Source organism: Sphingobacteriaceae bacterium GW460-11-11-14-LB5, assembly GCA_002151545.1.
Classification (GTDB): domain Bacteria; phylum Bacteroidota; class Bacteroidia; order Sphingobacteriales; family Sphingobacteriaceae; genus Pedobacter.
The window spans coordinates 84,633-106,269 of the sequence record CP021237.1 but is presented as its reverse complement, the minus strand read 5'-3'; the positions used below and the strand labels follow the sequence as shown (position 1 = coordinate 106,269).

The window sequence follows — 21,637 nt, the reverse complement described above, 5'->3', positions numbered from 1 at the left end:
AAAAATCAATAAATAGCGGGATAACATTGCACCGTGTGGTGCAACATGTGCATGCTTTTCATGGACAGTGCCATGAGCTCAAAAAATTGATTAAACGATTTTAGGCGGTTGCCAGATATCGAGTGGTTGTTTCTTTAATGCCGAGCACTGGAAAACCGGGTAGGGTTTCCGGAATACCGGAACAATCAGGTCTGTTAACTTTTCGGATGGGAAGTGCTGACCAACAGAACAGCAGGCACAGCTGCAGAATGGCGGACAGGATTCTCCGTGCGTATGTTCAGCTTTTGCATGATCGCTGTGCACAGTGCTTTCGGTGTGTGATTTGGAAACCATATCCTCCTTGTCCTGGCAGGGCATGAGGCCCAGAAGGATCAGATAAAGAGAAAAAAGGAATACCAGGTTTTTCACTAAGGGCAAATGTAATGATTAAAGTTTTTAATTCATAAAGCCCGTTTTTATTTTAAATCGTGTTCTGTTTTGATCGGCAAAAAACTATTATCTTTTCAACAAGCCTCAATACGTTACGTATTATTGTGGATGCAAAGTTATCAGGTAAAGAATGTTGGTTATTTTTACCCATTGCAATTTTACCTGCTATTACATGATAACTAACCTGAATAATGCGCTGGCCACCAAGCCACACTATACCATATTAGACGGTCTTCGCGGTATCGCGGCTATCATCGTTGTTACCTTTCACCTCACCGAGCCTTTAGGAACCGGGCACCTGGATATTTTGGTTAACCACGGTTACCTGGCTGTAGATTTTTTCTTTTTATTATCAGGCTTTGTAATGGGCTACGCTTACGACGACCGGTGGACTAAAATGACGGCTGGCAATTTTTTTAAACGCCGCATCATCCGTCTTCAACCCATGGTAATTTTGGGGATGACACTGGGTGCTATCGGATTTTATTTTACAGATTCTACCATATGGCCATTGATTCATACCATTCCGCTTTGGAAGATGCTGCTGGTGCTGCTGATTGGTTATACGATTCTGCCTATACCCTTATCGCTTGATATACGTGGCTGGCAGGAGATGCATCCCATGAATAGCGTGGGCTGGTCGTTGTTTTTTGAATACATAGCCAACATCCTTTATGCGGTGTGGATCAGGAAGTTTTCTAAAAGGGCTTTAAGTATTTTGGTTGTTATCGCTGCCATCGCATTGGCACAGCTGGCCATTACAAACGGCGATGTAAGCGGGGGTTGGACACTGAATATTGAACAGGTACGCATTGGTTTTACCCGCACCCTGTATCCCTTTTTTGCCGGTCTGTTACTCTCGCGTATCGCAAAACCAACCCGGATTAAAAATGCCTTTTTATGGTGCAGCCTTTTAATCGCTATGGTATTATATATGCCGCGGATTGGCGGTGCGGAACACCTGTGGATGAACGGAATTTATGAATCCGTTTGTATCATCATTGTTTTCCCGCTTATCGTATACCTGGGCGCCAGCGGTGTGCTGCATACACAAAGAGAGCACAGGCTATGCAAATTTTTAGGGGATATATCCTATCCTTTATACCTGGTACATTATCCACTGGTTTATTTTTACGTGGCCTGGATCAGCAATCATAAAGGCACAACAATCGTGCAGGCCTGGCCTTATGCCCTGCTCATTTTAACAGGCAGTATTGTTTTGGCCTATGCTGTGTTGAAATGGTATGATGAGCCTGTACGCAAATGGTTGCAGAAAAAGCTGGCCTAAATCTGGACTAGACCTCATCTGGTTTGGTCAAACCTCCAGTGCGCATACAGGCCGCCATGCATTGAAGTTGCTTACAGGGCATTTATACTTTTTGCTGTTCTTTAGCTGCCAGCTGAATGGCTTCCCTAATGCGCAAATAGGTGCCACAGCGACAAATATTACCGGCCATGGCATCATTAATATCCTCATCAGTAGGGTTTTTATTTTCTTTGAGCAGCACCGCAGCCGACATAATTTGTCCGGCCTGGCAATAACCGCATTGCGATACGTCCAGTTCGAGCCATGCTTTTTGCAGGGGATGGTTATTCGATTCGGACAAGCCCTCTATGGTTACCACTTTTTTACCCTGGGCCCTGCTTATTTTGGTTACGCACGAACGCACAGCTTCACCATCGAGATGTACCGTACAGGCGCCGCATTGTGCCACCCCGCAGCCATATTTGGTTCCCACTAAACCAATGATATCGCGGAGCACCCATAACAAAGGTGTATTGGGGTCTGCATCAACCTTATAGTTTTTCTTATTGATATTTAGCGTGATCATATTAAAAACATTAATGATAATAGAAATGGATTAAACACTACCTGCATTTGTTTGCGGCATCGCAAAAGGCTGCTGATAAAAACGCTTTCCGGTGGCTTTATGTAAAGCATTTGCCACGGCACCAAATACAGGCGGGAAAGGCGGTTCACCTAATCCTGTTGGGTCAATGTCGTTCTGCACAAAAAAGACTGCTATTTTTTTTGGTGCTTCGTGCATCCGGATGATCCGGTATTTATGGAAGTTGTTTTCTTCTACCACACCATTTTTATGTGTCAAACCGCCATACAAACTGTTTCCAATACCATCAACAACTGCGCCCTGAACCATGTTGGTAGCGGCATCAGGATTGATTACAATACCACAATCGATAGCACTGAATACCCTTTCTACATAAGGTTCTCCGTCTTTCACGATCATATCTACCACATGCGCCGCATAAGAATTATGACAGAAATATGCGGCAACCCCGCGGTTGTAATTTTTATGGTCGGCACCATTCCATCCCGATTTTTCTTTAATCAGTTTCAGCACACCAGCATAACGATCTGCATCGTACTCATTGTTTTTACCGACCGGATTTTCTTTAGCTCTTTTTAACAGTTCCAAACGAAAATCAATCGGATCTTTGCCCATGGCTTCGGCCAGTTCATCAAGGAAAGATTGTTCAGCTGCCGCATTAAAGTTAGATCTCGGTGCCCTGAATGCCCCTATTGTAATATTAGAAGGAATTTGCCAGCCCTCGGCAAGATAATGATCTACCGCCCCGGCCGGAAACCTATTCGCGTGGATGGCATGTTCGGGAATACCGCCCCCTTTAACATGAAAGGCCGTTAGGTTTTTATTCGAATCTAAGGCAGCCCTATAGGTAGCGGTATACATTGGACGATAAATGCCATAGGTAGTATCGTCTTCGCGACTGTAGATCAGCTTTATAGGTGCTTTTGTTTTTCTGGAAATTAGTGCTGCTTCTACCAGGTAGTGCCCATAGGCCCTTCGGCCAAAACCGCCACCCATGCGGGTCATCTGGATTTCGATCTTATCGGCAGGAAGTTTTAAAACTTTCGAGAGTGTAGGCTCTGTCCATCCTGGAGCCTGCAAAGGTCCCACGAGCAATGCTTTTTCATCGGTAACATGTGCAAAGAAATTCATGGGTTCCATGCAGTTATGGGCCAAAAACGGCGCAGTATAAGTACGCTCGATCACCTGTGCTGCATTTTTAAAAGCAGTTTCTGGGTCACCGTCTTTTCTTAACTGCTGGGCAGGTTTAGCTGCATTCTCCAACATCTTTGCATATTGGTCGGTTGTATTTTCGATTGTTCCAGGGACAATCACTTGCCTGCCCCCGTTCCTGCCTGCCATAGTATCTTTGGTATCACCGGCAGGCATCCACTCTACGAGGAGTTTTTTCCGGGCATTCATCACCTCCCAGGTCGTTTTACCTACTACCACCAACAAATCATTAAAAGTGCGCACATCGAATCCGCCCTGTTCAAATCCATCTTCGTATAGCTTTAAACTGAAAACATCTTTAATACCGGGCATTTTTAAGGCCTGCGAGGCATCGAAAGATTTAAGTTTCATACCAAAAGCAGGTGGATGCTGGATCATCGCAATCAACATTCCCTCATGTTGGTAATCAAGGCCAAAAAGTGGCTTACCACTAACAATCTTACTACCTTCTACATTTTTCTGCGAATTTCTGACAACATTAAAATTCTTTACTTCCTTTAATTTAACGCCTTTTGGGACAGGAATAGTGGCTGCCTTTGAAGCAAAGTCGCCATATTTACCTTTTTTACCGCTTTTTTCGTGATAAAGCACTCCGGCCCTGGTTGTTATTTCTGTTATAGGCACACCCCATTCCTGCTCCGCAGCCTGCATTAACATATTGCGGGCTGTTGCTCCGGCTTCGCGCAGGGGGCGCCAGTACATCCGCATCGAATTACTTCCGCCGGTAAATTGCGGACCCAATTTCACATTATCGTGCGGTCCCATTTCTACCACTACTTTATTCCATTCTACCTCCAGCTCTTCCGCTACGATCATTGGAAGGGAGGTCATTACATTCTGTCCGAACTCTGGATTTGGGCAGATGATTTTGACTAAATTATCTGGCGTGATCTTCACATAACCGTTTATTTCACTCCACTGCACAGCTGCTTCTATTTCTCCATTGTTGGTAGGCATAGCTAATTTGGCCAGCCCGCTAAAATGGATCATCAGTCCTCCGCCCACAAGTGCAGAGGTTTTAAGAAAGGCGCGTCTGCTGTTGTCAGTCTTAATCTTTTCCATGTTGGGTGTATTGATAAATGAACATTTGATTATTTTTCCGGAGGTGCATAAGCGCCTGTGATCAACCAGGTAATCCAGGCCTTTTTAAATTCGGCATGGCTTAATGGTGGTAATTTTCGCCCTTCGCCAGGATTCCAGCCAGCTAGCACAAGACCGTCATCGGCATGCTCGATCAGTTTTTTGATATCTTTATTTCCATTCTGTTTCAGGTCGGTAAGCTGTTTAGCCAATTGCCGTGGCGATCTCCCCTGGAAAACCATTTTCATATTTGCGGGTGGTAAATGCCAGTTGGGATTGCCCGGAGGGGTATGAAGCCCAGGTGTGTTAGTAGGCTGGTGGCAGTTTGTGCATTTCATCGCATAAACGCCTTTACCATCGCTTCCTCTTTTGGGTAACATGGCATGCAGGTGACTGTCATCTCCCTGAAGCGGAACGTTGCCTGCGGGATGGCAGTTCATGCAGCGTGGACTCATCAATACAGCATATACTTTTTCGAAAGCCTTAACTGATGCAATACTGTCTTTCTTTACCACCTGCAATGGGTTTGGCACAGCGCGTTTATTGCCCTGTCCTAAACCTGAAGCCATTATACATACCAACGATGATAAGATTCCCATAACCAGGAAGGCCCTAAGGGCTCCCCGCTGTTTCCCTTTGTTAATATGCTGGGTATTCATCTTTTGTGCTGTTAGTTGTTATATCTAAATATAGTTAAAATTTGTAGCAATGTACTTGGCACTCATTCAGCTTTAACTCTTCATTACTTTCCCTTAGCGAGGTAAACGCTATCGCTCACCACCTCCAGCCAAACGGTTGGTCCTTTTTCGCGTCCTGTAATGGCAACCTGAACAAAAGCACTGTCGGCACTTGCCCCATGCCAATGCGCCACATTTGGTGGACATTTTATTACATCGCCCTTGCGGAGTGTAACCTTTGGCTGGCCTTTTTCCTGGTAATAGCCTACACCGCCAGTGGCTAATAAAATTTGTCCAGCCGGATGCAGGTGCCATTTGCTTCTGGCGCCAGGTTCAAATGTAACATTACCAATACTGTTCGGATTTATGCTGTCGCCTTCAACCATGGGGTGCAGATAAACGGTTCCGGTAAAATTATTGTTCGTAACTTTTTCACCTTTAGGAAAAACCAAATCCGTTTTTGTTGTTGCCTTTTGATTGCTTACACAGGCGGTAAACAAAGCCAGCATAGCGGGAAGGAAATATTTAAGATTATCTTTCATGATTATAAGTTCGCTTGATAAAAACCTGTTAATTTCTTCACCGCCTGCGATACATACTCCGGTTTCCAATAGGTTTGGATATGAGTGGCGCCATCAATTAGAAATAGTTCTTTCTTTTTGGCGTTGGTTGCTTTTTTAAAGGCTTCTGCTGTCATATAATAAGTATCGGCTTTGCTACCAGCAATCATTAATAAAGGCTGATCGATTAAGTCCATGTTGCTGCTGGCATCAAAAGTCATCAGGTCGAGCAGGCTACTCATGGTATATTTAAAGGTCGAGTTGGGATGTGCATGTGTTCTGTAATAATATACATATCCTTCACGGTATAAATCAGTTGGGATTTTGGCAATTTCCTCATCTGTTGGATTGGCCAGGCTTGCATAAATCACATCTCCACCTGCAGCTTCCTGCGCGCGTGCATTGGTAGCCTGCTTTAAACGTTCCTGTATGGTTGCTAGCTGTGTGTTCATAAAGCCATTGCGCCTTACCTCGCCAGAGTTAAACATGCTTAAGGTTGCAACAGCTTTAAAACGTTTGTCGGATTGAGCGGCCTTTAAAGTATAACCGCCACCACCACAAATACCTAAAACACCCAGTCGATTTACATCTACCCCTGCATAATGACTAATAAAATCGGCCATACCATGAATATCTTCGATGCGGTTTGTAGGTTTATCTACATGGCGCGGCTGTCCGCCACTGGCACCCTGATAGGCCGCATCGGCAACAATGGTAATGTAACCTTCTTCGGCCAAACGTTGCGCGTACAATCCGGCTGTTTGCTCTTTAACCCCTCCATTGGGGTGGGCCACCACTACAGCAGGATATTTCTTTGATGAATCATACCCGGCAGGTGTATAAATATTGGCAGCAATATCAATCCCATCTAGTTTATAGGTAACGGGATGAATGTTTACTTTTCCAACTTCATTCTTGCTAATGGCTCCCTCATAAACCAGCGTATAAGGGTTTTGAGCAGCTGCTCTTGTATTACTTTGTGCTTCTGCATTATCTAAGCCCGCCATTGTGATGGCTAAGGCTATTATTGAGGTTATTTTCTGCATTTTGATGACTATTCTAAATTTTACTTCTTGCTTTTCAGCACTTCATTTAAAACGACTTGTGCCGCATCAGCTTCTTTTTTCCCGATTGACTGCGCGATAACACCAACGAACTGCTGTAATTGGCCGGGCGATAGGCCTACATTTAAACAGATACTCAAATGCGAATTTAACATCGGCTCTGCCCCACCAATGCTGCTCAGTACAGCTACGGTTACCAATTCCCTTTCAGCATAAGTCAATACATCCCGCTCAAAAATATCGGCAAAGAGGTGTTCCTTGAGGAAAACTTCAATTTCAGAAGCGAATGCCGCATACCCTGTTCGTGGCCCATCCTGTGAAGCTCCGGTTAGCTTTCCCAAAATTTCCTTACCACGCTCATATTTAGTCCTATTGTCGTTTACAGGAGAAGGTTCTGCTCCGCGCTGATCAGCGATGCCTTTAGCTTTTCTTTCTTCCAGAACAGCCATTAGCGTTTGAAGCCCCCGGATACTTCTTGGGAAACCACAATAAGCATAGAGGTGCACCATGGTTTCTTTTGTTTCGTTTATAGTTAAAGCCGCATCGAGGCCAGCGTTCAGTTTTACTTTCAGTGCTGGCAGATCTCCTTTTGCGGTGAGGCCTGCAATGGCAATGAGGTTTTGCTGTTTTGCACTTAAAGTACTTTTCGCATTGCTTGATTGAGCCATCAGATTTGCAGGTAAACTAAGGGTGACACCCAGTACGAGCGTTAATAAGTTTATATTGAATAATTTCATAGATTATTTTTTCAGTAACCGGTTAATTCCTACTTGAGGAGCTTAATCTCCTGCAACCACTTTACAACTTCGGCCTGCGCCTGTTTTTCTTTTTCACCTTTCATTATAAAATAAATTCCGTCGCGTTCTTTACCTCCCTGCGTAGAGAAACCGGCTAATATTTTGCTGGAAGGCGCCAGTTCTTTTACAGTTTCAAAACTGCTACCCGTACCATAACCTGCATTGGTATTAAAAGGCACCAGTATTTTTCCTTTCAGGTTATATTGTTTCAAAAAACTTTTCATTGGCGGAGGAAGTTGCATCCCCCAGGTAGGAAAACCTACAAAAACTACATCGTATTTTTCGATGCTATCAATAACCGTTTTCAGTGGTGGTAAAAACCCTGTTTCATTTTCCCTGGATACCTGATCAACGATTGTTTTATAATCTTCAGGATATGGCTTTTGCAATTCCAGCGCCACTAATGTTCCACCGACCTTTAGGTGTATCATATCTGCGATTGCCTTGGTATTTTTGGTCCGGGACAAATAAACGATCAAAACTTTCTTGTCCTTCAACATTTCCCCCTGGTCAGCAACGGAAGACTGTGCTTTTGAACAGCCAGACAATAAACAGATTGCTGTACTTATTAGGATACTTAGTGTAATTTTCGTTTTCATCTACTTGATCTCCTGTAGATACAAAGTTCACAGGATTAAAGCCTTTTGGAGTAGATGAATTACAGAGATTACAACCAATATTACTGATCCAATCCTTTATCTTTTAACCATTTGGACAATACATCAGCCACCTCCACATTGTTTAGATCAGCAAAAGGAAAATGCGTATTTCCCTTTATTCCGATCTCGGGAAGATGGATTACCGTTGCGTTGCCTCCATGTTTATTAATGGTTGCAACCCAGATCTTCGCCATTTCGAGCCCTGAACGCCAATGGTCTTTGTTCCATACGGTGGTAGGCTGGGCTGCAATGTTATCGCCGTAGTACACCACAATGGGGATTTTCGTCAAGCGGTTAAAGTCTTCGAGCGGTATTTCAACGCCTTTTAACTCGCCAAAAAGACCTGCAGATTTGATGGGTGCTGGCAATTCTCCCTGCGGAAACACGAAACCACTATACGGTTCGTACGCTACTATAGCTTTAACTTTATCATTTTTAATGGCAGTTAACCAACCAGGCCCACCTCCTTGTGAATGTGTTACCAGGATACCTTTTCCAATTTTGTCGAATAACTGCGATACCGCATCTCTGACCACAACGGCATCAAAAGCGCCTGTATTCGGGGTCATTTGCCTGTAAAACTGTTCGAGTGAAGCAGAATCTTTCGGAAACTGCACATTTGGAAAATAATCGGGATAATTACCTATGCGAAACTGACTGAACCAGAACTGTTCGTCGGGAGTTGGTGTTAATGTTGCGGCAACATTACTCTTTCCTGCATCGCCACGTCTGGGCTGATCGAGCAGGTAAACACTAAACCTGCGTTTTAGAAAAATATTCTGAAAACCCGCCCTTCCATCTGGAGTGCTTTCCCATGTTTTTTTCGATTGTCCGGCTCCATGCAGAAAAACCAATGGGTATTTACGTGCTTTTACCGGCACCTGATAAAAAGCATAAGCATGGTCGCCATGAAAAGTCTGCCCCTGAGGTTTCAATGCATCCTTAATGTCGAATACCCCAGGTTGTATGCTTTTGGTACCGCCAACCAGAAAACTGCCCTGATCTGCAATCATTAGTGGCTTTTGACTTTGTCGGGCAAATAAAGTTGATCCCATCAACAGCGCGACAACTGATAAACATAACTTTTTCATCGTATGGCTTTGTTTTAACGTTGTGGGCCAGGGCTATTCACTTTGGTAAAAGAAAGCGAGCCCATTTTCCATTTTCCACCCTCTTTTATATAAACCTCGGTGACAATAAAAGGATTGGTAACTTCGTTTCCACCAACCACTGCCAGCAAAGTAATGTTATTTAACAGTATGGCCGTATTCCCAATAATATTTACGGAAACCGCATGGATATCTGCTTTTTTATAATGGATGCCGCCGCTTTTAATCACCGCAATTTCCCTTTCTTTTCCCCAGCTTCCGCCCATGTGCACGAAGACAGCTTTTTCATCAAATAATGCGCTTAGCGCATCTACATTTTTGTCTGCCATCCAATCCCACTTGCTTTTAGAAAGTGTAATGATCTCCTGCTGGGCTTTTGTAGGCGTGTTATCTGTTTGTGCTTTGCATAATGACACACAAAAGATGAAGAAAAATAATCCGATAATTGATGTTCTCATGATCATGTTTTAGGGGTTTATAAGATTGTTGATTAATTTGATTTATTTACCTGCCAACCATTTTCTGGCTCTGCTCAGGGTAGCGGTGACCCTGCACTTCAATTTTAGCTACCGCAGTTTCGATTTCGGTGAGTTCTGTTGCGGATAACTGAATCTGAGCGGCACCAAGGTTTTCTTCCAGACGATACAATTTGGTTGTACCCGGAATAGGAACAATCCAGGGCTTTTGAGCAAGCAGCCAGGCGAGCGCAATTTGTGCAGGCGTGGCATGCTGTTTGGTTGCAATGCTGCCCAACAGGTTTACCAACACCTGGTTTGCTTTCCGGTTTTCCTCAGAAAAACGTGGCACAGTATTGCGGAAATCGGTCTTATCGAAGCTTGTATTTTGATCGATTTTACCTGTTAGAAAACCTTTACCAATCGGACTAAAAGGGACAAAGCCAATTCCAAGTTCTGCTAATACAGGTAATATTTCCTTTTCCGGTTCGCGCCACCACAGCGAATACTCGCTTTGCAGTGCAGTTACGGGTTGTACGGCATGTGCTTTTCGTATAGAAACTACGCCAGCCTCCGAAAGTCCGAAGTGTTTTACCTTACCTTCTGCAATCAGGTCTTTTACTGTACCTGCCACATCCTCTATTGGTACTGCAGGATCAACACGGTGCTGATAGAACAAATCTATACGATCGGTACGCAGCCTCTTCAGCGAAGCTTCTGCTACTGCCCTGATATTTTCCGGACGGCTATCAAGTCCTTCACTGGTTCTGGCATTTTTAAAACCAAATTTGGTTGCAATAACAACTTCATTGCGAAAGGGTGCCAGCGCTTCGCCAAGCAGTTCTTCATTGGTATATGGCCCATAAACTTCAGCTGTATCAAAAAACGTAACTCCTTGTTCAAATGCCGAACGAATTAGTTCTATCGCTTGGTTTTGATCGGCAGCCGGACCATAACCAAAGCTTAAGCCCATACAGCCTAAGCCCAATGTAGATACTTCCAATCCACTTTTCCCTAATATTCTACTGTTCATATTTATCATTTTATTAATGTCCCAGCTTTCTTTCTCCAAGCCATTTCACCATTGCCGGGTCGCGGTGATCGAAAAAACTGCTGGATTTGGTATCCATGCTCTTAATCGAGTTCATATCATCATCGCTCAGTTTAAAATCAAAAACATTTAAATTCTCGGCCATACGTTCTTTCCGCACCGATTTTGGGATAGCCACTACACCGCGCTGGATAAGCCAGCGGAGAATTACCTGAGCAACAGATTTGTTGTACTGACTGGCAATGGCAAGCAGCAGCTCATCATTAAAAATATTGTGTTTCCCTTCTGCAAAAGGCCCCCACGACTCGATCTGTACTTTATTCTCATTTAAGAAACGCTGGGTATCGAGCTGCTGATGAAAGGGATGTGTTTCGATCTGGTTAACCGCTGGGGTAATTTCATTGTGAATGATCAGATCAGCTAAACGGTCGGGATGAAAATTACTCACGCCAATGGCCCTTACCTTTCCTTCCTTGTACAGCTCTTCCATCGCACGCCACTCGCCATACACATCTCCATAAGGCTGATGGATCAGGTATAAATCCAGGTAATCTAATTTTAGCTTTTTTAACGAGGCTTCAAAAGCTTTTTTTGTATTTGTATAACCGTTTGATTGTATCCAGAGTTTGGTGGTCACGAATAGCGCCTCTCTCGGTACATGGCTGTTTTTAATCGCCTGGCCAACTGCTTCCTCATTCATATAAGATGCAGCAGTATCGATTAAACGGTATCCGGTATCAATTGCATCCAATACGCTTCGTTCGCATTCTGCCAGGTCTGTTACCTGAAATACACCGAAGCCCAAAAGCGGCATCTCAATGCCATTATTTAATTTAACTGTTTCCATATCCTGATTGTATTACAAATATCTGCTCAATAAGTAAGTGTATTGGTATACAGATTCCTGCTTTTACTACCAATATTACTGATCGCTGATTGCGCGCGGTGATAAGCCCGGCGAATTGATTAAGTTTGTATGAGCAAAGACAAAAGGCGATGGAAAAGGAATTTAATTTTAATACAATCAGTGCGTATAATGATTTCAATAACCACGAAACACATCATCCATTGGTTAGTGTAATCGATTTTTCAAAAGCAAAAGAAAGAACAGGTTCAAAAATGAATTTTGAGCTGTACTGTATTTTTCTAAAAGATGTGAAATGTGGCGATCTGAAATATGGCCGTCATTATTACGATTACCAGGCTGGAACTTTGGTTTTCATCTCGCCGGGACAAACCATCGATGTGGAAAATAAAATAGATTATTACCAGCCCATAGGGCATGGATTGGTATTTCATCCCGACCTGATCCGCGGTACTTCTCTTGGAAAAACCTTAAGTGAGTATAATTTCTTTAGCTACCACACCAGCGAGGCCCTGCACCTATCGGCTAAAGAGCGGCAACTGGTATTGGATCTGTTCGCTAAAATTGACAACGAACTTCAGCAATCTATCGATAAACACAGTAAAAAGCTAATTGCCTCCAATATCGAACTGTTACTCAATTACTGTGACCGTTTTTACGACCGCCAGTTTATTACCCGCGATACGGTTAACAAAGGTGTGCTGGAAAATTTTGAGGAGTTACTAAATGGCTATTTTAAATCAGAAAAACCTTATTCAATTGGTCTCCCTTCTGTTGCTTATTGCGCTGAAGAACTTCATTTTTCGGCTAATTATTTTGGAGACCTGATTAAAAAAGAAACCGGTAAATCAGCACAGGAGTTTATTCAGGCTAAGATTATTGATGTGGCCAAAAATAAAATATTCGACAGCAGTAAAACGGTAAACGAAATTGCTTATGAGCTTGGGTTCAAATATCCACAGCATTTTATCAGGCTATTCAAAAAAAGGGTTGGCAGTACCCCTAACGAGTACCGGAGCAACCAGACAGCATAAATTTTAACCAAATCGTTAATAAATTCATTCTTGAAAAACTTCTGATTAAAAGCTCCACGATAGATGGGCTTTTTTTGATTAAACCTAATTCACAGTTTTCAGTAATTGAGTCTATCGCGTATATTTGAACGTGACCGACAAGACGATTACGCTCAAAAAACAGGAAAAATGATACAAAAAGAATTAACGGAATTAACAGATGAGGAATTGTTGCAGGAAGCAAAAAAGAAGAAATCAGCAGCCATAACCAACGCCGTATTAATTGGTTTTCTGGCTGGTGTGGTATTTTACAGCGTGATGAAAAACAGTTTAGGTTTTTTGACACTCATCCCTTTATTTTTCATCTATAAACTGGTCAATAATTCGAAATATGACAACCAGGAATTAGAAAATCTTTTAAAAGAAAGAGGCTTGAAATAAGGAAGGTGGCTGATGATCAGAAATTGATGGCTGACCCTGGCAAATGGATTGAAGCGTAAAAATATACATCGAAAAATCTAAGAAAGATGGAATCTAATATCAGGATCATTAATAAAAATGAAGGCGAATATTTAGGCATAGCCGGAGGTAATTACAGGATCATCATTTCTGGTGAGCAAACCAGTGGCAACTATGCCGTTATTGAAATGACGGTTCCTCCGGGTGGCGGCCCACCGCCGCATGCGCATCCGGATACACAGGAAATGTTCCATGTATTGGAGGGAGAAGTTGAATTTAAAACGGAAAGCGGCAAAGAAATCGTTTCAAAAGACGGCTTTGTCAATATCCCCCTTGGCGGAGCCATTCATTGCTTTAAGAATATCTCTGAAAAACCTGCACGACTGCTTTGCACGGTAGTACCCGCCGGACTGGAAAATCTATTTCAGGAAATAGGTGCGCCTGTCCTTCCCGGACAAACGCTACCCATTCCTGAATTAACAGAAGAGCGAAAACAATTATTAAAAGAGATGGATTTGAAATACAACCAGCAAACCTATCCGAAGGATTTTCTGGGATAATAAGTTCGTTACAGTGCTTAATATATCGCTTAAAGCCCTGCTACTTTTTTGAGGCTTTCTCTATTCAAAGCTCCCATGTGGCTAATCACTTTTGAATTGGCTTTACCATTCATGTCGACAGCTACATAAGTTGGAAATCCGCCTTCTGCATTCAGGATCGTTCTTAACTGCGCCAAGACTTTTTCATTGATGAAAACATGGGTACCAGGAATCTCCATTTTGACAATGTTCTTTTTCCACAATTCCGTATTAGAACCGCTAGTAGTACACAAATAAATGTAGACTACTGGCAAATCCTTATTTTTCTCATGTAGGCTTTTGCTCGAAGGCAGATCTGCTAAACAAGGTCCACACCAGGTAGCCCAGATATCGATGATCAGTGCCTTTTTGGGGAATTTTGATTTTAGATTAATCAGTAAATCTTCCGCTTTTATTTTTTCATCTACTTCATAAAGGTCAGCCTCAAAAGGTAATTTCACTAAAGGTTTGCCAATGTTTGCATCTTCTGGTTGTTTTGATGTGGCAAATAAGTTTTCTACCTTTTTTTGATTAAGATTAGCTTTGGCCAGTTCGTTTGTTGATACGCTTTTGCACCAAGGCGTTGTTATACTATTGATGATGTTTGGATAAACGGTGGAAAACAGGTCTTTATAATCATCTAGAAGAAACAACTTCAATATATCCGATTTCTGTGGGCTATACAAACTGTCTATTAAGGCAAGCGCACCCGGCAGCCCTTTTCCCTTTGTCAGTTTTTCACTCGTAGAATAGCTTTGCAGATATCGGTAAAAAGTGGAGCCATCATTACTTACAAAATAAGGTTTGTGATTGCTAACCTCATTAAAAAGTTTAACTGGCATCAGATTGTTCCGATAGGCTACGCATATATTTCCGTAAAAACCGGATAGGGTTTCGTTTTTGATTGCCCAGGCATAATCGGAATGATCGGCAATAAATTCTTCATCAATCTGGAGTAGCGCATTTTTTATAGAATCAATTTTCGTTAGAAAGAATTCTTCGCTATGTAGTTCTTTCAGCTTTCTAAAATTGTTGAGGCTTTTATCCAGATCTGATTTCTCTTTACGTTTAAAAAGGACATTTTTATTCATTACGGTGTTCAGCTTTCCGTCATCGCCCAGGTATTCCACTCCGTCGGCAATCATAAATGCCCGCTTCTCTAGTTTCTTTGCATCGAGCACTACGGTTAGTCCTGAGTTAACATAAATGCCCGCGTAGAGATAGGGACCAACAGTTAACCAGATTTGCTGATAAGGTAAATTCTGATCGAGCACAACTTTTGCCAGGCCGGCGGCATCTGTTTCTACAAATTTGCTAACCTGAAAACCAACGCCCATCTGTACCAGCGTTAATTCGATGTTCACCTTTTTGATACTATCAGGAAGGTTTTTGACCTGAATGCTTAATGTTGCCGGCTTGCGGTTGGCAAGGTAGCTACTCATTTTTTCATCCTCCATTTGAAGAGGGCCGCTGCTTTGTGCATGCACCTGGACACAGGTAAATAACAGTAAGAAATATAAGATACGTTTCATTTTGATTGGTTTTATTTTTTTATGGTGTTTAATGCTTTAAGTACGTTTTCTTTTTTGCCTCTTGAAATGGGTATGCGTGTATCGTCGTTTAATAACAGGTAACCACTGTCCTCTTTAACCAAACTTTTTATGAATTTTGCATTGACTAAATGAGACTGGTGACAGCGGATAAAATCGTAATTGCTAAGTATTTCTTCGTATTCGAAGATGGGCTTTGATACCATAATATTTTTGCCATCAGCAAGATAGAATTGAGTGTAGGCATTGGATGATTCACAGCGAATAATTTCATCAGTATGGACAAACCTGATTTCTTTGGTGGAGGCCAGGGCTAATTTGTGGTCTTTTTTGGCATCTTTATTCTTAATGAGCTCCATTAAGTTTTCCAGCTGAACGTTTTGTTTACGCTGATTCAGCTTGGCTTCAACTTTAAGAATTGATGTTTTTAGCTCCTCTGGATTCACCGGCTTAAGCAAATAATCTATAGCGGAAAATTTCACCGCCTGAATGCCATACTGATCGAAGGCGGTTACAAATATCACTTCAAACTGGTAGTGTGGTAATGCTTTGAGCACATCAAAACCATTCTTCTCCGGCATTTGTATATCCAGGAACAGTAAATCCGGATTGGTAGCGACAATGGTCGAAATGGCATCATCGGCATTGGTGGCCGAACCTACAACCGTAACAGGCAATTCATGCTTCCGGAGTAAGCTTACCATGGTTTCAATATTGTTTTTTTCGTCGTCTATTATTACAGCTCTTATCATATTAGCCAGTTTTTGAAGTAGATGGTAACTTGTGTTTCGTTTTGTATTCGGTTTACAGAAAATTCAATCTGCTGGGCATTAAGTGTTTGGTTCAATAGTTTGATTCTTTCTTTAGTGAGCTGCAGCCCAAATCCATTTGATGGATTATGTTGATCGAATCCCCTGCCGTTGTCCCTCACCTGAACAGACATATCGTTGCCTGTTTTATCAAATAAGACCATAAGTCTTCCTTGCTCCTGCAGTGAAGATATTCCGTGTTTTACGGCATTCTCTACCAGCGGTTGTAAAAAGAGGCTCGGGATCTCTATGGCGTTGCTGTCTATCTGACTGCTTGCTTTTATCTCATAACTGAACCCGAAACGTAATTTTTCTAGATTTAAATAATTCTCCAAAATCTTTATTTCACTTGATATGCTTACAAATTCGTTGTTAGTGGCTTTTAACGATTCGCGCATCAGGTTACTGAATTCGATCAGATATTTGGATGCATTTTCGGAATCGTTTTTGGTGATCAACCCCTGGATCGAACTCAGTGCATTAAATACAAAATGCGGATTAAATTGCGAGCGGATAGATTTGAGCTCGGTTTGTACCAATTGCTTTAAGGTATCCTGGGCTTTGAGTTTTTCAGTCTGTTTAGCCGAGCGCCGCAAAAGCACAATAAATCCAACGGCTAGCAGAACAAGCATACAAAGACCTATTTTGGTCCATAGGGTTTGATACCAGGCCGGATGGATGGTAAATGTATATTTGCATACATGTGTACGTTGCACACTGTAGCGGATCAGCAAGTCGTATTTACCTGGCGAAAGATTTTTGAGCCAAACCAGGTTAAAATCGAAATCGTTTACTGCCCAGCCAGTACTGTCGGCACCTTTTACAAGGTTGTATTCGATGATGTTTTTAGACTTGATGATATCGTCTAAATAAAAGATCAGGTTATTTTCATTGGATCGGAATTCCTTTTTCAATTTTAGGAGTGTAGAATCCTTAGCCCAGTCTATGGGTTTTTCATTTATCCTCAGGTCTTTCCATTGTTCTTTAAAAATGCTTAGAAACTCAGGGAGCTGCGAAAATGTAAATACACCAACCACTCTGGGCTGCCATTTTACCCAGTAGGCAGATAAGGAAGTTTTAATGCTGTCTGGCTGGTCTGTTTGCCGCACCTGAAAAGTTAAGGCTTTGCCATAAGCGCCTTTAAACTGCCCCAGATAAGCCGTCACATCATCAATTTTAGTAGAGTCGGCAATTTTGGTCATCCAATACGTATTGGTAAATACTTTCGGCGTGGTCCAGGGTAATACCACCTTTTTATTATTTTCCAGCACCCTGAACTGGTATTTAGCCGCATTTTGAGCATTAATGCCATTTACGGTGATGACAATCCCGGTTGAGTCAAAGATGGGCACCGCAAATACACCGGCATAACTATCTCTGGCCTGGGCATATACCCCCGATTGTTTATTGGAATAGGTTTTTAATTGTGGTATTTTTTCCAGCACATGTTTGTAGTTTACCGCCAGTTTGTTGGAATAAAAGGCCGAGATTAATAGGTTATTCTGCTGTGTAAATCTAGAATTGTGGCTGTAAAATGTATTGGAGAAATATTTACGAATAGAATCACCATGCTGATCATGTTTTATAACAGGGTGGACACTATCCAGGTTCATCTCCAGCTTTTGTGCAAAGCAAAAGATCTGGCAAAAATAGAAAAGGATAAATAGGATGGTACTGCGCATCTGCTTGTTTGAAATTATTAAGTTCAAAGTAAAGGCTTTCAATCATTGCTTGTATACGCTGATTTGAATCTGGTAGATTCTATTTTGAATCAGGTAAATTCGATCACCGAAAGCGCGGTGAGCAATTGGCACAGTTATCGCTTAGTTCCCATTATGAAACAAATATATCTTATTGTAGCGTTGTCGGTAATGCTGCTTAGCAGTGCTTGTTATAGCACCAGAACTGCTGGTAACAGCGGCAAAGTGCCCCCAGGACAAGCTAAAAAAGGAACAGGCTCAAAATCGGCCAAACCTTTTGCCCCAGGACAACAAAAAAGGAATTAAAAAAGAAAACCCTCCAAAATCTGGAGGGTTTCTTTCTTTAATTACACAAACAACTAATGTTTTCCTTTACCGTTTCCATGGCCTTTGCCATTTCCGTTTCCTTTATTAAAATGCGGTGAGGATTTTCCCTTATCACCTTTATAAACTTTGGCATTACCCTTCGCCGCCGAATATTTTAGCCCTTTGCTTTTCCCTATAGCCGATTGGCCATGATTGCCTTTAAATTTGGCATATTTTACTTTGTGGGTTTCAAAATAACGGTAAGGCTGAGGAGAATTAATTACCACCTTATAACCGTTATATAAATCGTAGCCCCTATATCTCGGTGGAAGCGCTGTGGTAAAAACCCATCCTCCGCTACCTAAATAAATAAACTGTTTTTTAGGCACATAATAATAACTCTCAATATCAGGCAGATAGTAATAATCTACATAATCATATCCGGTTGGACCCCATGCAGGCTGTGCGCCAATATTGATGTTTACACTTACCTGGGCTTGAGATTTAAAAATAAGGCCGCTGCTGACCACCATTAATAACAACAAGAATAACTTTTTCATCGGTTTAAATTTAGATGTGAACAATTCGTTTTACGGTTTTAAAGTAACCGTTCCGAGCAGTGTATTTTCCCCTAAAGCTACTTTAACAGCAGTAATGGTGCTATCTCTATAACCCACAACCGGTACGAATTTAACCGAGTAGGTACCCGAAGCTAAGCCACCCACTGTAAATTTACCTGTTAAAGGATCTGCAACGGTACCTACGGTATCTGTTCCTGCAATAACCAATACCTCAGGATGGCTGGCCAAAGGCAAAACAGTTCCTGAAATTAATCCGGTGGTTGCTGATGCAATTCCACGTACTACTGGTTTTAATAAATATTTTCCGTTTCCGGTACTGACGATCGATTTCGCTGCATCAAAATCTAACAGCAGTGTATAAGCAGCGCCTTCAACCAGTTCAGGATTAGCCGTTAATTTCACCTTCCAGCCAGATGTTTGTGCACTAGGCGTTTTAAGTTCCTGCTGAACGCCATTGACCACAATCGTATTTCCGGTTTCGTTAAGTACCAGTCTGATTTCAGTAATTTCTCCCGATGGCATTTCGCCCGAAGCAACCAAAATATCAGGGTTACTGGTGCCGATTCTAAAATCAAGAATATCGAATATACCCGTACTGGCCGCAAATACATAAGGTTTATCACCCGATACCAGCACAATCTCTTTTACACTTAAATTAATCTTATCGAAGTTACCCGGAGCATCAGTCATTTTAATCTGAACTTTAGTGGTTCCCTGGCTTGATTCATTTTTTTTACATCCATAAAAGGCAATCATCCCGATTACAACGAAGACCGCCAAAATGGTATTTACAAAATTTGTTTTCATAACTATAGATTTTATTTAAAGTTTTACGCTTCAAAGTTGAAGGCCGAAGATGAAACCAACATGAAATTTAAAATTTATTTTTTTCATCTTATTTTCATGTTGCCAGTCTACTTTTGAAATGTGAGCGCACCATGTATGGTGGTTTTTAGGTAGGGTTTACCTCTTAGGGGGTAAACTTTTTTTATATTTATAAAATGATCCGATTCGCCGTTATTTTTTGTCTGGTTATTGCCCCGCTTTCGGGTGTTTTCGCCATGCGCCAAGATTCTACCACTTTGAGTGTAGCGAATCTGCAAGAAGAACAAGTGATAAAAAAACAGGACAAAGGAAAAAAAGACAAACAGCCTGAAAATCAAAAACCTGAGCCGCTTCAAATCAAAGAAGTACCAAAAGCCAAAAAGCAGCTAAAACCCATGGCGGTAAGGCCTAATGTAAAGGTAAAACCCATCAAGATTATTAAACCCAAGATTAAAAGGCCGTAAAGGATAAATATATGCGCATACGTCTCTTAATTTTATTCTCGTTTTTGGTCATATCGAATGTAAAGGCACAGCAAGATTCGACAAAAGCTACGCTTACACTGGCGACCATGTATAATAGTAACATTAACTATTACGGACAGGTTACCCCTGAAAAATATCCTTATGTACTCTTTAATGCCACATTACGATTTCCTAACGGTTTGTATTTTTCGGGTGGTGGTTATAAACTGCTAAATTATGGCTCAGCCATTTCTGAAACCGATTTAGGCATAGGTTATGATTATGATTTTAACGAAAAACTCACTGCAGGACTAGCCTATACCCATTCTTTTTTTCCTTCCAATTCTCCTTTGCTCCAGGCATCCAATAATAATAACATCAATGCATCGGCAGCCTACCAGTGGCCCTGGTTTAAAACAGATCTTAGTGTAGATGTGGCCTTCGGAAAGCAAACCGATGGATTTATCAGTTTTGGAAATTCAAAAGAAATCGAACTGGGAACGGTGTTCAACGAGAAAAACCTCATTTCAGTTACACCAGCCATCGAGATTACAGCGGGCACTACCCATTTTTACGAAACATATATCATCGAAAAAAACAAAAGGCAGAATTCGAATGGAAACGGAAAGGGAAAAAGTGATATAGCCCCCGGAATCGTTAACGGAAATACGACATCGGTAGTGGAGAACACAGTCAATCAGTTTAAACTATTGTCGTACAATTTTAAGTTACCTTTAAACTGGAGTAACGGAAATTTCCTTGCAGAGGCCAGTTATCAGTTCTCTATACTTGGAAACAGAAAAGAAGAGAACGTAAAACACCAGCAATCTTTTTTTGGTTTAGCAGTTTACTATCAATTTTAATCGGCGTGAAGGTATTGATTGTAGAAGATGAAAAAACACTAGCCTTTGAAATGGAAAAATTCCTTAAAAAGGCTTTTTTCTTATGTGATCTGGCCCATAGCTTTAAACAGGGCGTTAATAAGCTGGAGCTGAACCAATATGATTATGTGCTTATTGATTTAGGTTTGCCGGATGGGGATGGCTTTGAGCTGCTGGGCAAGGCAAAAAAAAGCAATCCCGATGCCGCTTACATTATTCTTACGGCCAGAGGTAAATTAGAAGACCGGGTGGCGGGCTTAGACATGGGCGCAGACGATTATTTAGCGAAACCCTTCTTCTTACCCGAACTCCAGTCGCGCATGCAGGCCATTGCAAGGCGAAAATTTAAGGTTACCGAAGAATTAATTCCACTCGGAAACTTTAGTATCGACCTGCAAAAACGTTTTGTATTTTTTGAGGAGGAGCAGATTGAGCTTTCGCGCAAAGAGTTTGACCTTTTGAGTTACCTTTTACTGCATAAAAACAGGGTGCTTACCCGAATACAATTGAGCGAACATATTTGGGGCAACTTCGTAGATGATGATTACGATTCGAACTACATTGATGCACACATTAAAAATATCAGAAAGAAATTAAACATTTACGCCCCTACCGAATGGTTAGAAACCGTTCGGGGCGTTGGTTATAGAATTAAAAAATAAT

The 21,637-nt window shown here is 41.8% G+C and carries 25 protein-coding genes; 8 read left to right on the top strand and 17 right to left on the bottom strand.

Annotation, left to right across the window (positions count from 1 at the left end; all coding sequences use genetic code 11):
- Positions 1-90: 90 nt before the first annotated feature.
- Positions 91-408 carry a hypothetical protein gene (locus CA265_00490; GenBank protein ARS38244.1) on the bottom strand — a complete coding sequence of 106 codons (318 nt, stop codon included), beginning with the start codon at positions 406-408 and terminating at the stop codon, positions 91-93.
- Positions 409-601: 193 nt separating this feature from the next.
- Between CA265_00490 and CA265_00485 the strand changes: the two genes are divergently transcribed.
- Complete coding sequence (locus CA265_00485; GenBank protein ID ARS38243.1) at positions 602-1,717, top strand: acyltransferase; 1,116 nt, start codon at positions 602-604, stop codon at positions 1,715-1,717.
- A gap of 82 nt (positions 1,718-1,799) precedes the next feature.
- Here the strand turns inward: CA265_00485 and CA265_00480 are convergent, their stop codons facing one another.
- From CA265_00480 to CA265_00430, 11 genes are all read right to left on the bottom strand, one after another.
- Positions 1,800-2,261 (bottom strand): (2Fe-2S)-binding protein, encoded by a 462-nt coding sequence (locus tag CA265_00480; GenBank protein ARS38242.1) that lies wholly within the window; start codon positions 2,259-2,261, stop codon positions 1,800-1,802.
- 30 nt (positions 2,262-2,291) lie between these two features.
- The gene (locus CA265_00475; protein ARS38241.1) at positions 2,292-4,553 is read right to left on the bottom strand and encodes an isoquinoline 1-oxidoreductase; all 2,262 of its coding nucleotides are present in this window, start codon (positions 4,551-4,553) and stop codon (positions 2,292-2,294) included.
- A gap of 29 nt (positions 4,554-4,582) precedes the next feature.
- Complete coding sequence (locus CA265_00470) at positions 4,583-5,170, bottom strand: hypothetical protein (GenBank protein ARS42837.1); 588 nt, start codon at positions 5,168-5,170, stop codon at positions 4,583-4,585.
- 143 nt (positions 5,171-5,313) lie between these two features.
- Positions 5,314-5,790: a cupin gene (locus CA265_00465; protein ARS38240.1), complete on the bottom strand. Its 477-nt coding sequence runs from the start codon at positions 5,788-5,790 to the stop codon at positions 5,314-5,316.
- A gap of 2 nt (positions 5,791-5,792) precedes the next feature.
- Positions 5,793-6,854, bottom strand: a complete 1,062-nt coding sequence (locus tag CA265_00460; GenBank protein ID ARS38239.1) for an alpha/beta hydrolase — start codon at positions 6,852-6,854, stop codon at positions 5,793-5,795.
- Between the two features lie 20 nt (positions 6,855-6,874).
- Positions 6,875-7,609: a carboxymuconolactone decarboxylase gene (locus CA265_00455; GenBank protein ARS38238.1), complete on the bottom strand. Its 735-nt coding sequence runs from the start codon at positions 7,607-7,609 to the stop codon at positions 6,875-6,877.
- A 29-nt stretch (positions 7,610-7,638) separates the two neighbouring features.
- A complete protein-coding gene (locus tag CA265_00450) occupies positions 7,639-8,268 on the bottom strand; it encodes a flavodoxin (GenBank protein ARS38237.1) in 630 nt (209 codons plus the stop codon).
- A gap of 80 nt (positions 8,269-8,348) precedes the next feature.
- Positions 8,349-9,419 carry an alpha/beta hydrolase gene (locus CA265_00445; GenBank protein ARS38236.1) on the bottom strand — a complete coding sequence of 357 codons (1,071 nt, stop codon included), beginning with the start codon at positions 9,417-9,419 and terminating at the stop codon, positions 8,349-8,351.
- 14 nt (positions 9,420-9,433) lie between these two features.
- Complete coding sequence (locus CA265_00440; protein ID ARS42836.1) at positions 9,434-9,895, bottom strand: DUF4440 domain-containing protein; 462 nt, start codon at positions 9,893-9,895, stop codon at positions 9,434-9,436.
- Positions 9,896-9,941: 46 nt separating this feature from the next.
- Positions 9,942-10,925: an aldo/keto reductase gene (locus CA265_00435; GenBank protein ARS42835.1), complete on the bottom strand. Its 984-nt coding sequence runs from the start codon at positions 10,923-10,925 to the stop codon at positions 9,942-9,944.
- Positions 10,926-10,938: 13 nt separating this feature from the next.
- On the bottom strand, positions 10,939-11,790 hold the full coding sequence (locus CA265_00430; protein ID ARS38235.1) for a 2,5-diketo-D-gluconic acid reductase: 852 nt from the start codon (positions 11,788-11,790) through the stop codon (positions 10,939-10,941).
- Positions 11,791-11,939: 149 nt separating this feature from the next.
- Here CA265_00430 and CA265_00425 point away from each other — a divergent pair, with 149 nt between their 5' ends.
- The 3 genes from CA265_00425 (at position 11,940) to CA265_00415 (ending at position 13,840) form a co-directional block, all read left to right on the top strand.
- On the top strand, positions 11,940-12,842 hold the full coding sequence (locus CA265_00425) for an AraC family transcriptional regulator (protein ID ARS38234.1): 903 nt from the start codon (positions 11,940-11,942) through the stop codon (positions 12,840-12,842).
- Positions 12,843-13,010: 168 nt separating this feature from the next.
- Positions 13,011-13,262, top strand: a complete 252-nt coding sequence (locus tag CA265_00420) for an FUSC family protein (protein ARS38233.1) — start codon at positions 13,011-13,013, stop codon at positions 13,260-13,262.
- A gap of 86 nt (positions 13,263-13,348) precedes the next feature.
- Positions 13,349-13,840 (top strand): cupin, encoded by a 492-nt coding sequence (locus tag CA265_00415; GenBank protein ARS38232.1) that lies wholly within the window; start codon positions 13,349-13,351, stop codon positions 13,838-13,840.
- A 29-nt stretch (positions 13,841-13,869) separates the two neighbouring features.
- Here CA265_00415 and CA265_00410 read toward each other — a convergent pair whose 3' ends face one another.
- Genes CA265_00410 through CA265_00400 form a run of 3 tightly spaced genes read right to left on the bottom strand, consistent with a single transcriptional unit; the run spans position 13,870 to position 17,899 of the window.
- Positions 13,870-15,390 (bottom strand): hypothetical protein, encoded by a 1,521-nt coding sequence (locus CA265_00410; protein ARS38231.1) that lies wholly within the window; start codon positions 15,388-15,390, stop codon positions 13,870-13,872.
- A gap of 11 nt (positions 15,391-15,401) precedes the next feature.
- The gene (locus CA265_00405) at positions 15,402-16,160 is read right to left on the bottom strand and encodes a DNA-binding response regulator (GenBank protein ARS38230.1); all 759 of its coding nucleotides are present in this window, start codon (positions 16,158-16,160) and stop codon (positions 15,402-15,404) included.
- Entirely contained in the window at positions 16,157-17,899 is a 1,743-nt protein-coding gene (locus tag CA265_00400; GenBank protein ID ARS38229.1) for a hypothetical protein, read from the bottom strand. Before CA265_00400 ends, CA265_00405 begins: the two co-directional genes overlap by 4 nt.
- 45 nt (positions 17,900-17,944) lie before the next feature.
- On the opposite strand from CA265_00400, the gene CA265_00395 reads away from it, so the two are divergent.
- On the top strand, positions 17,945-18,223 hold the full coding sequence (locus CA265_00395; protein ID ARS38228.1) for a hypothetical protein: 279 nt from the start codon (positions 17,945-17,947) through the stop codon (positions 18,221-18,223).
- Positions 18,224-18,276: 53 nt separating this feature from the next.
- Here CA265_00395 and CA265_00390 read toward each other — a convergent pair whose 3' ends face one another.
- Together CA265_00390 and CA265_00385 are read right to left on the bottom strand one after the other, a co-directional pair.
- Positions 18,277-18,783 carry a hypothetical protein gene (locus CA265_00390; protein ID ARS38227.1) on the bottom strand — a complete coding sequence of 169 codons (507 nt, stop codon included), beginning with the start codon at positions 18,781-18,783 and terminating at the stop codon, positions 18,277-18,279.
- Positions 18,784-18,813: 30 nt separating this feature from the next.
- Positions 18,814-19,611 (bottom strand): hypothetical protein, encoded by a 798-nt coding sequence (locus CA265_00385; protein ARS38226.1) that lies wholly within the window; start codon positions 19,609-19,611, stop codon positions 18,814-18,816.
- A gap of 194 nt (positions 19,612-19,805) precedes the next feature.
- On the opposite strand from CA265_00385, the gene CA265_00380 reads away from it, so the two are divergent.
- The 3 genes from CA265_00380 to CA265_00370 are packed head-to-tail and all read left to right on the top strand — an operon-like array spanning position 19,806 to position 21,636.
- Complete coding sequence (locus CA265_00380; protein ARS38225.1) at positions 19,806-20,093, top strand: hypothetical protein; 288 nt, start codon at positions 19,806-19,808, stop codon at positions 20,091-20,093.
- 11 nt (positions 20,094-20,104) lie between these two features.
- On the top strand, positions 20,105-20,956 hold the full coding sequence (locus CA265_00375; GenBank protein ARS38224.1) for a hypothetical protein: 852 nt from the start codon (positions 20,105-20,107) through the stop codon (positions 20,954-20,956).
- Positions 20,957-20,961: 5 nt separating this feature from the next.
- Positions 20,962-21,636 carry a DNA-binding response regulator gene (locus CA265_00370; protein ARS38223.1) on the top strand — a complete coding sequence of 225 codons (675 nt, stop codon included), beginning with the start codon at positions 20,962-20,964 and terminating at the stop codon, positions 21,634-21,636.
- Position 21,637: the final 1 nt, after the last annotated feature.

Coding starts and splice junctions, on each gene's coding strand:
- CA265_00485 (ARS38243.1), top strand. CDS start 602: ATGATAACTAACCTGAATAATGCGCTGGCCACCAAGCCACACTATACC.
- CA265_00480 (ARS38242.1), bottom strand. CDS start 2,261: ATGATCACGCTAAATATCAATAAGAAAAACTATAAGGTTGATGCAGAC.
- CA265_00475 (ARS38241.1), bottom strand. CDS start 4,553: ATGGAAAAGATTAAGACTGACAACAGCAGACGCGCCTTTCTTAAAACC.
- CA265_00470 (ARS42837.1), bottom strand. CDS start 5,170: ATGGGAATCTTATCATCGTTGGTATGTATAATGGCTTCAGGTTTAGGA.
- CA265_00465 (ARS38240.1), bottom strand. CDS start 5,790: ATGAAAGATAATCTTAAATATTTCCTTCCCGCTATGCTGGCTTTGTTT.
- CA265_00460 (ARS38239.1), bottom strand. CDS start 6,854: ATGCAGAAAATAACCTCAATAATAGCCTTAGCCATCACAATGGCGGGC.
- CA265_00455 (ARS38238.1), bottom strand. CDS start 7,609: ATGAAATTATTCAATATAAACTTATTAACGCTCGTACTGGGTGTCACC.
- CA265_00450 (ARS38237.1), bottom strand. CDS start 8,268: ATGAAAACGAAAATTACACTAAGTATCCTAATAAGTACAGCAATCTGT.
- CA265_00445 (ARS38236.1), bottom strand. CDS start 9,419: ATGAAAAAGTTATGTTTATCAGTTGTCGCGCTGTTGATGGGATCAACT.
- CA265_00440 (ARS42836.1), bottom strand. CDS start 9,895: ATGAGAACATCAATTATCGGATTATTTTTCTTCATCTTTTGTGTGTCA.
- CA265_00435 (ARS42835.1), bottom strand. CDS start 10,925: ATGAACAGTAGAATATTAGGGAAAAGTGGATTGGAAGTATCTACATTG.
- CA265_00430 (ARS38235.1), bottom strand. CDS start 11,790: ATGGAAACAGTTAAATTAAATAATGGCATTGAGATGCCGCTTTTGGGC.
- CA265_00425 (ARS38234.1), top strand. CDS start 11,940: ATGGAAAAGGAATTTAATTTTAATACAATCAGTGCGTATAATGATTTC.
- CA265_00420 (ARS38233.1), top strand. CDS start 13,011: ATGATACAAAAAGAATTAACGGAATTAACAGATGAGGAATTGTTGCAG.
- CA265_00415 (ARS38232.1), top strand. CDS start 13,349: ATGGAATCTAATATCAGGATCATTAATAAAAATGAAGGCGAATATTTA.
- CA265_00410 (ARS38231.1), bottom strand. CDS start 15,390: ATGAAACGTATCTTATATTTCTTACTGTTATTTACCTGTGTCCAGGTG.
- CA265_00405 (ARS38230.1), bottom strand. CDS start 16,160: ATGATAAGAGCTGTAATAATAGACGACGAAAAAAACAATATTGAAACC.
- CA265_00400 (ARS38229.1), bottom strand. CDS start 17,899: ATGCGCAGTACCATCCTATTTATCCTTTTCTATTTTTGCCAGATCTTT.
- CA265_00390 (ARS38227.1), bottom strand. CDS start 18,783: ATGAAAAAGTTATTCTTGTTGTTATTAATGGTGGTCAGCAGCGGCCTT.
- CA265_00385 (ARS38226.1), bottom strand. CDS start 19,611: ATGAAAACAAATTTTGTAAATACCATTTTGGCGGTCTTCGTTGTAATC.
- CA265_00380 (ARS38225.1), top strand. CDS start 19,806: ATGATCCGATTCGCCGTTATTTTTTGTCTGGTTATTGCCCCGCTTTCG.
- CA265_00375 (ARS38224.1), top strand. CDS start 20,105: ATGCGCATACGTCTCTTAATTTTATTCTCGTTTTTGGTCATATCGAAT.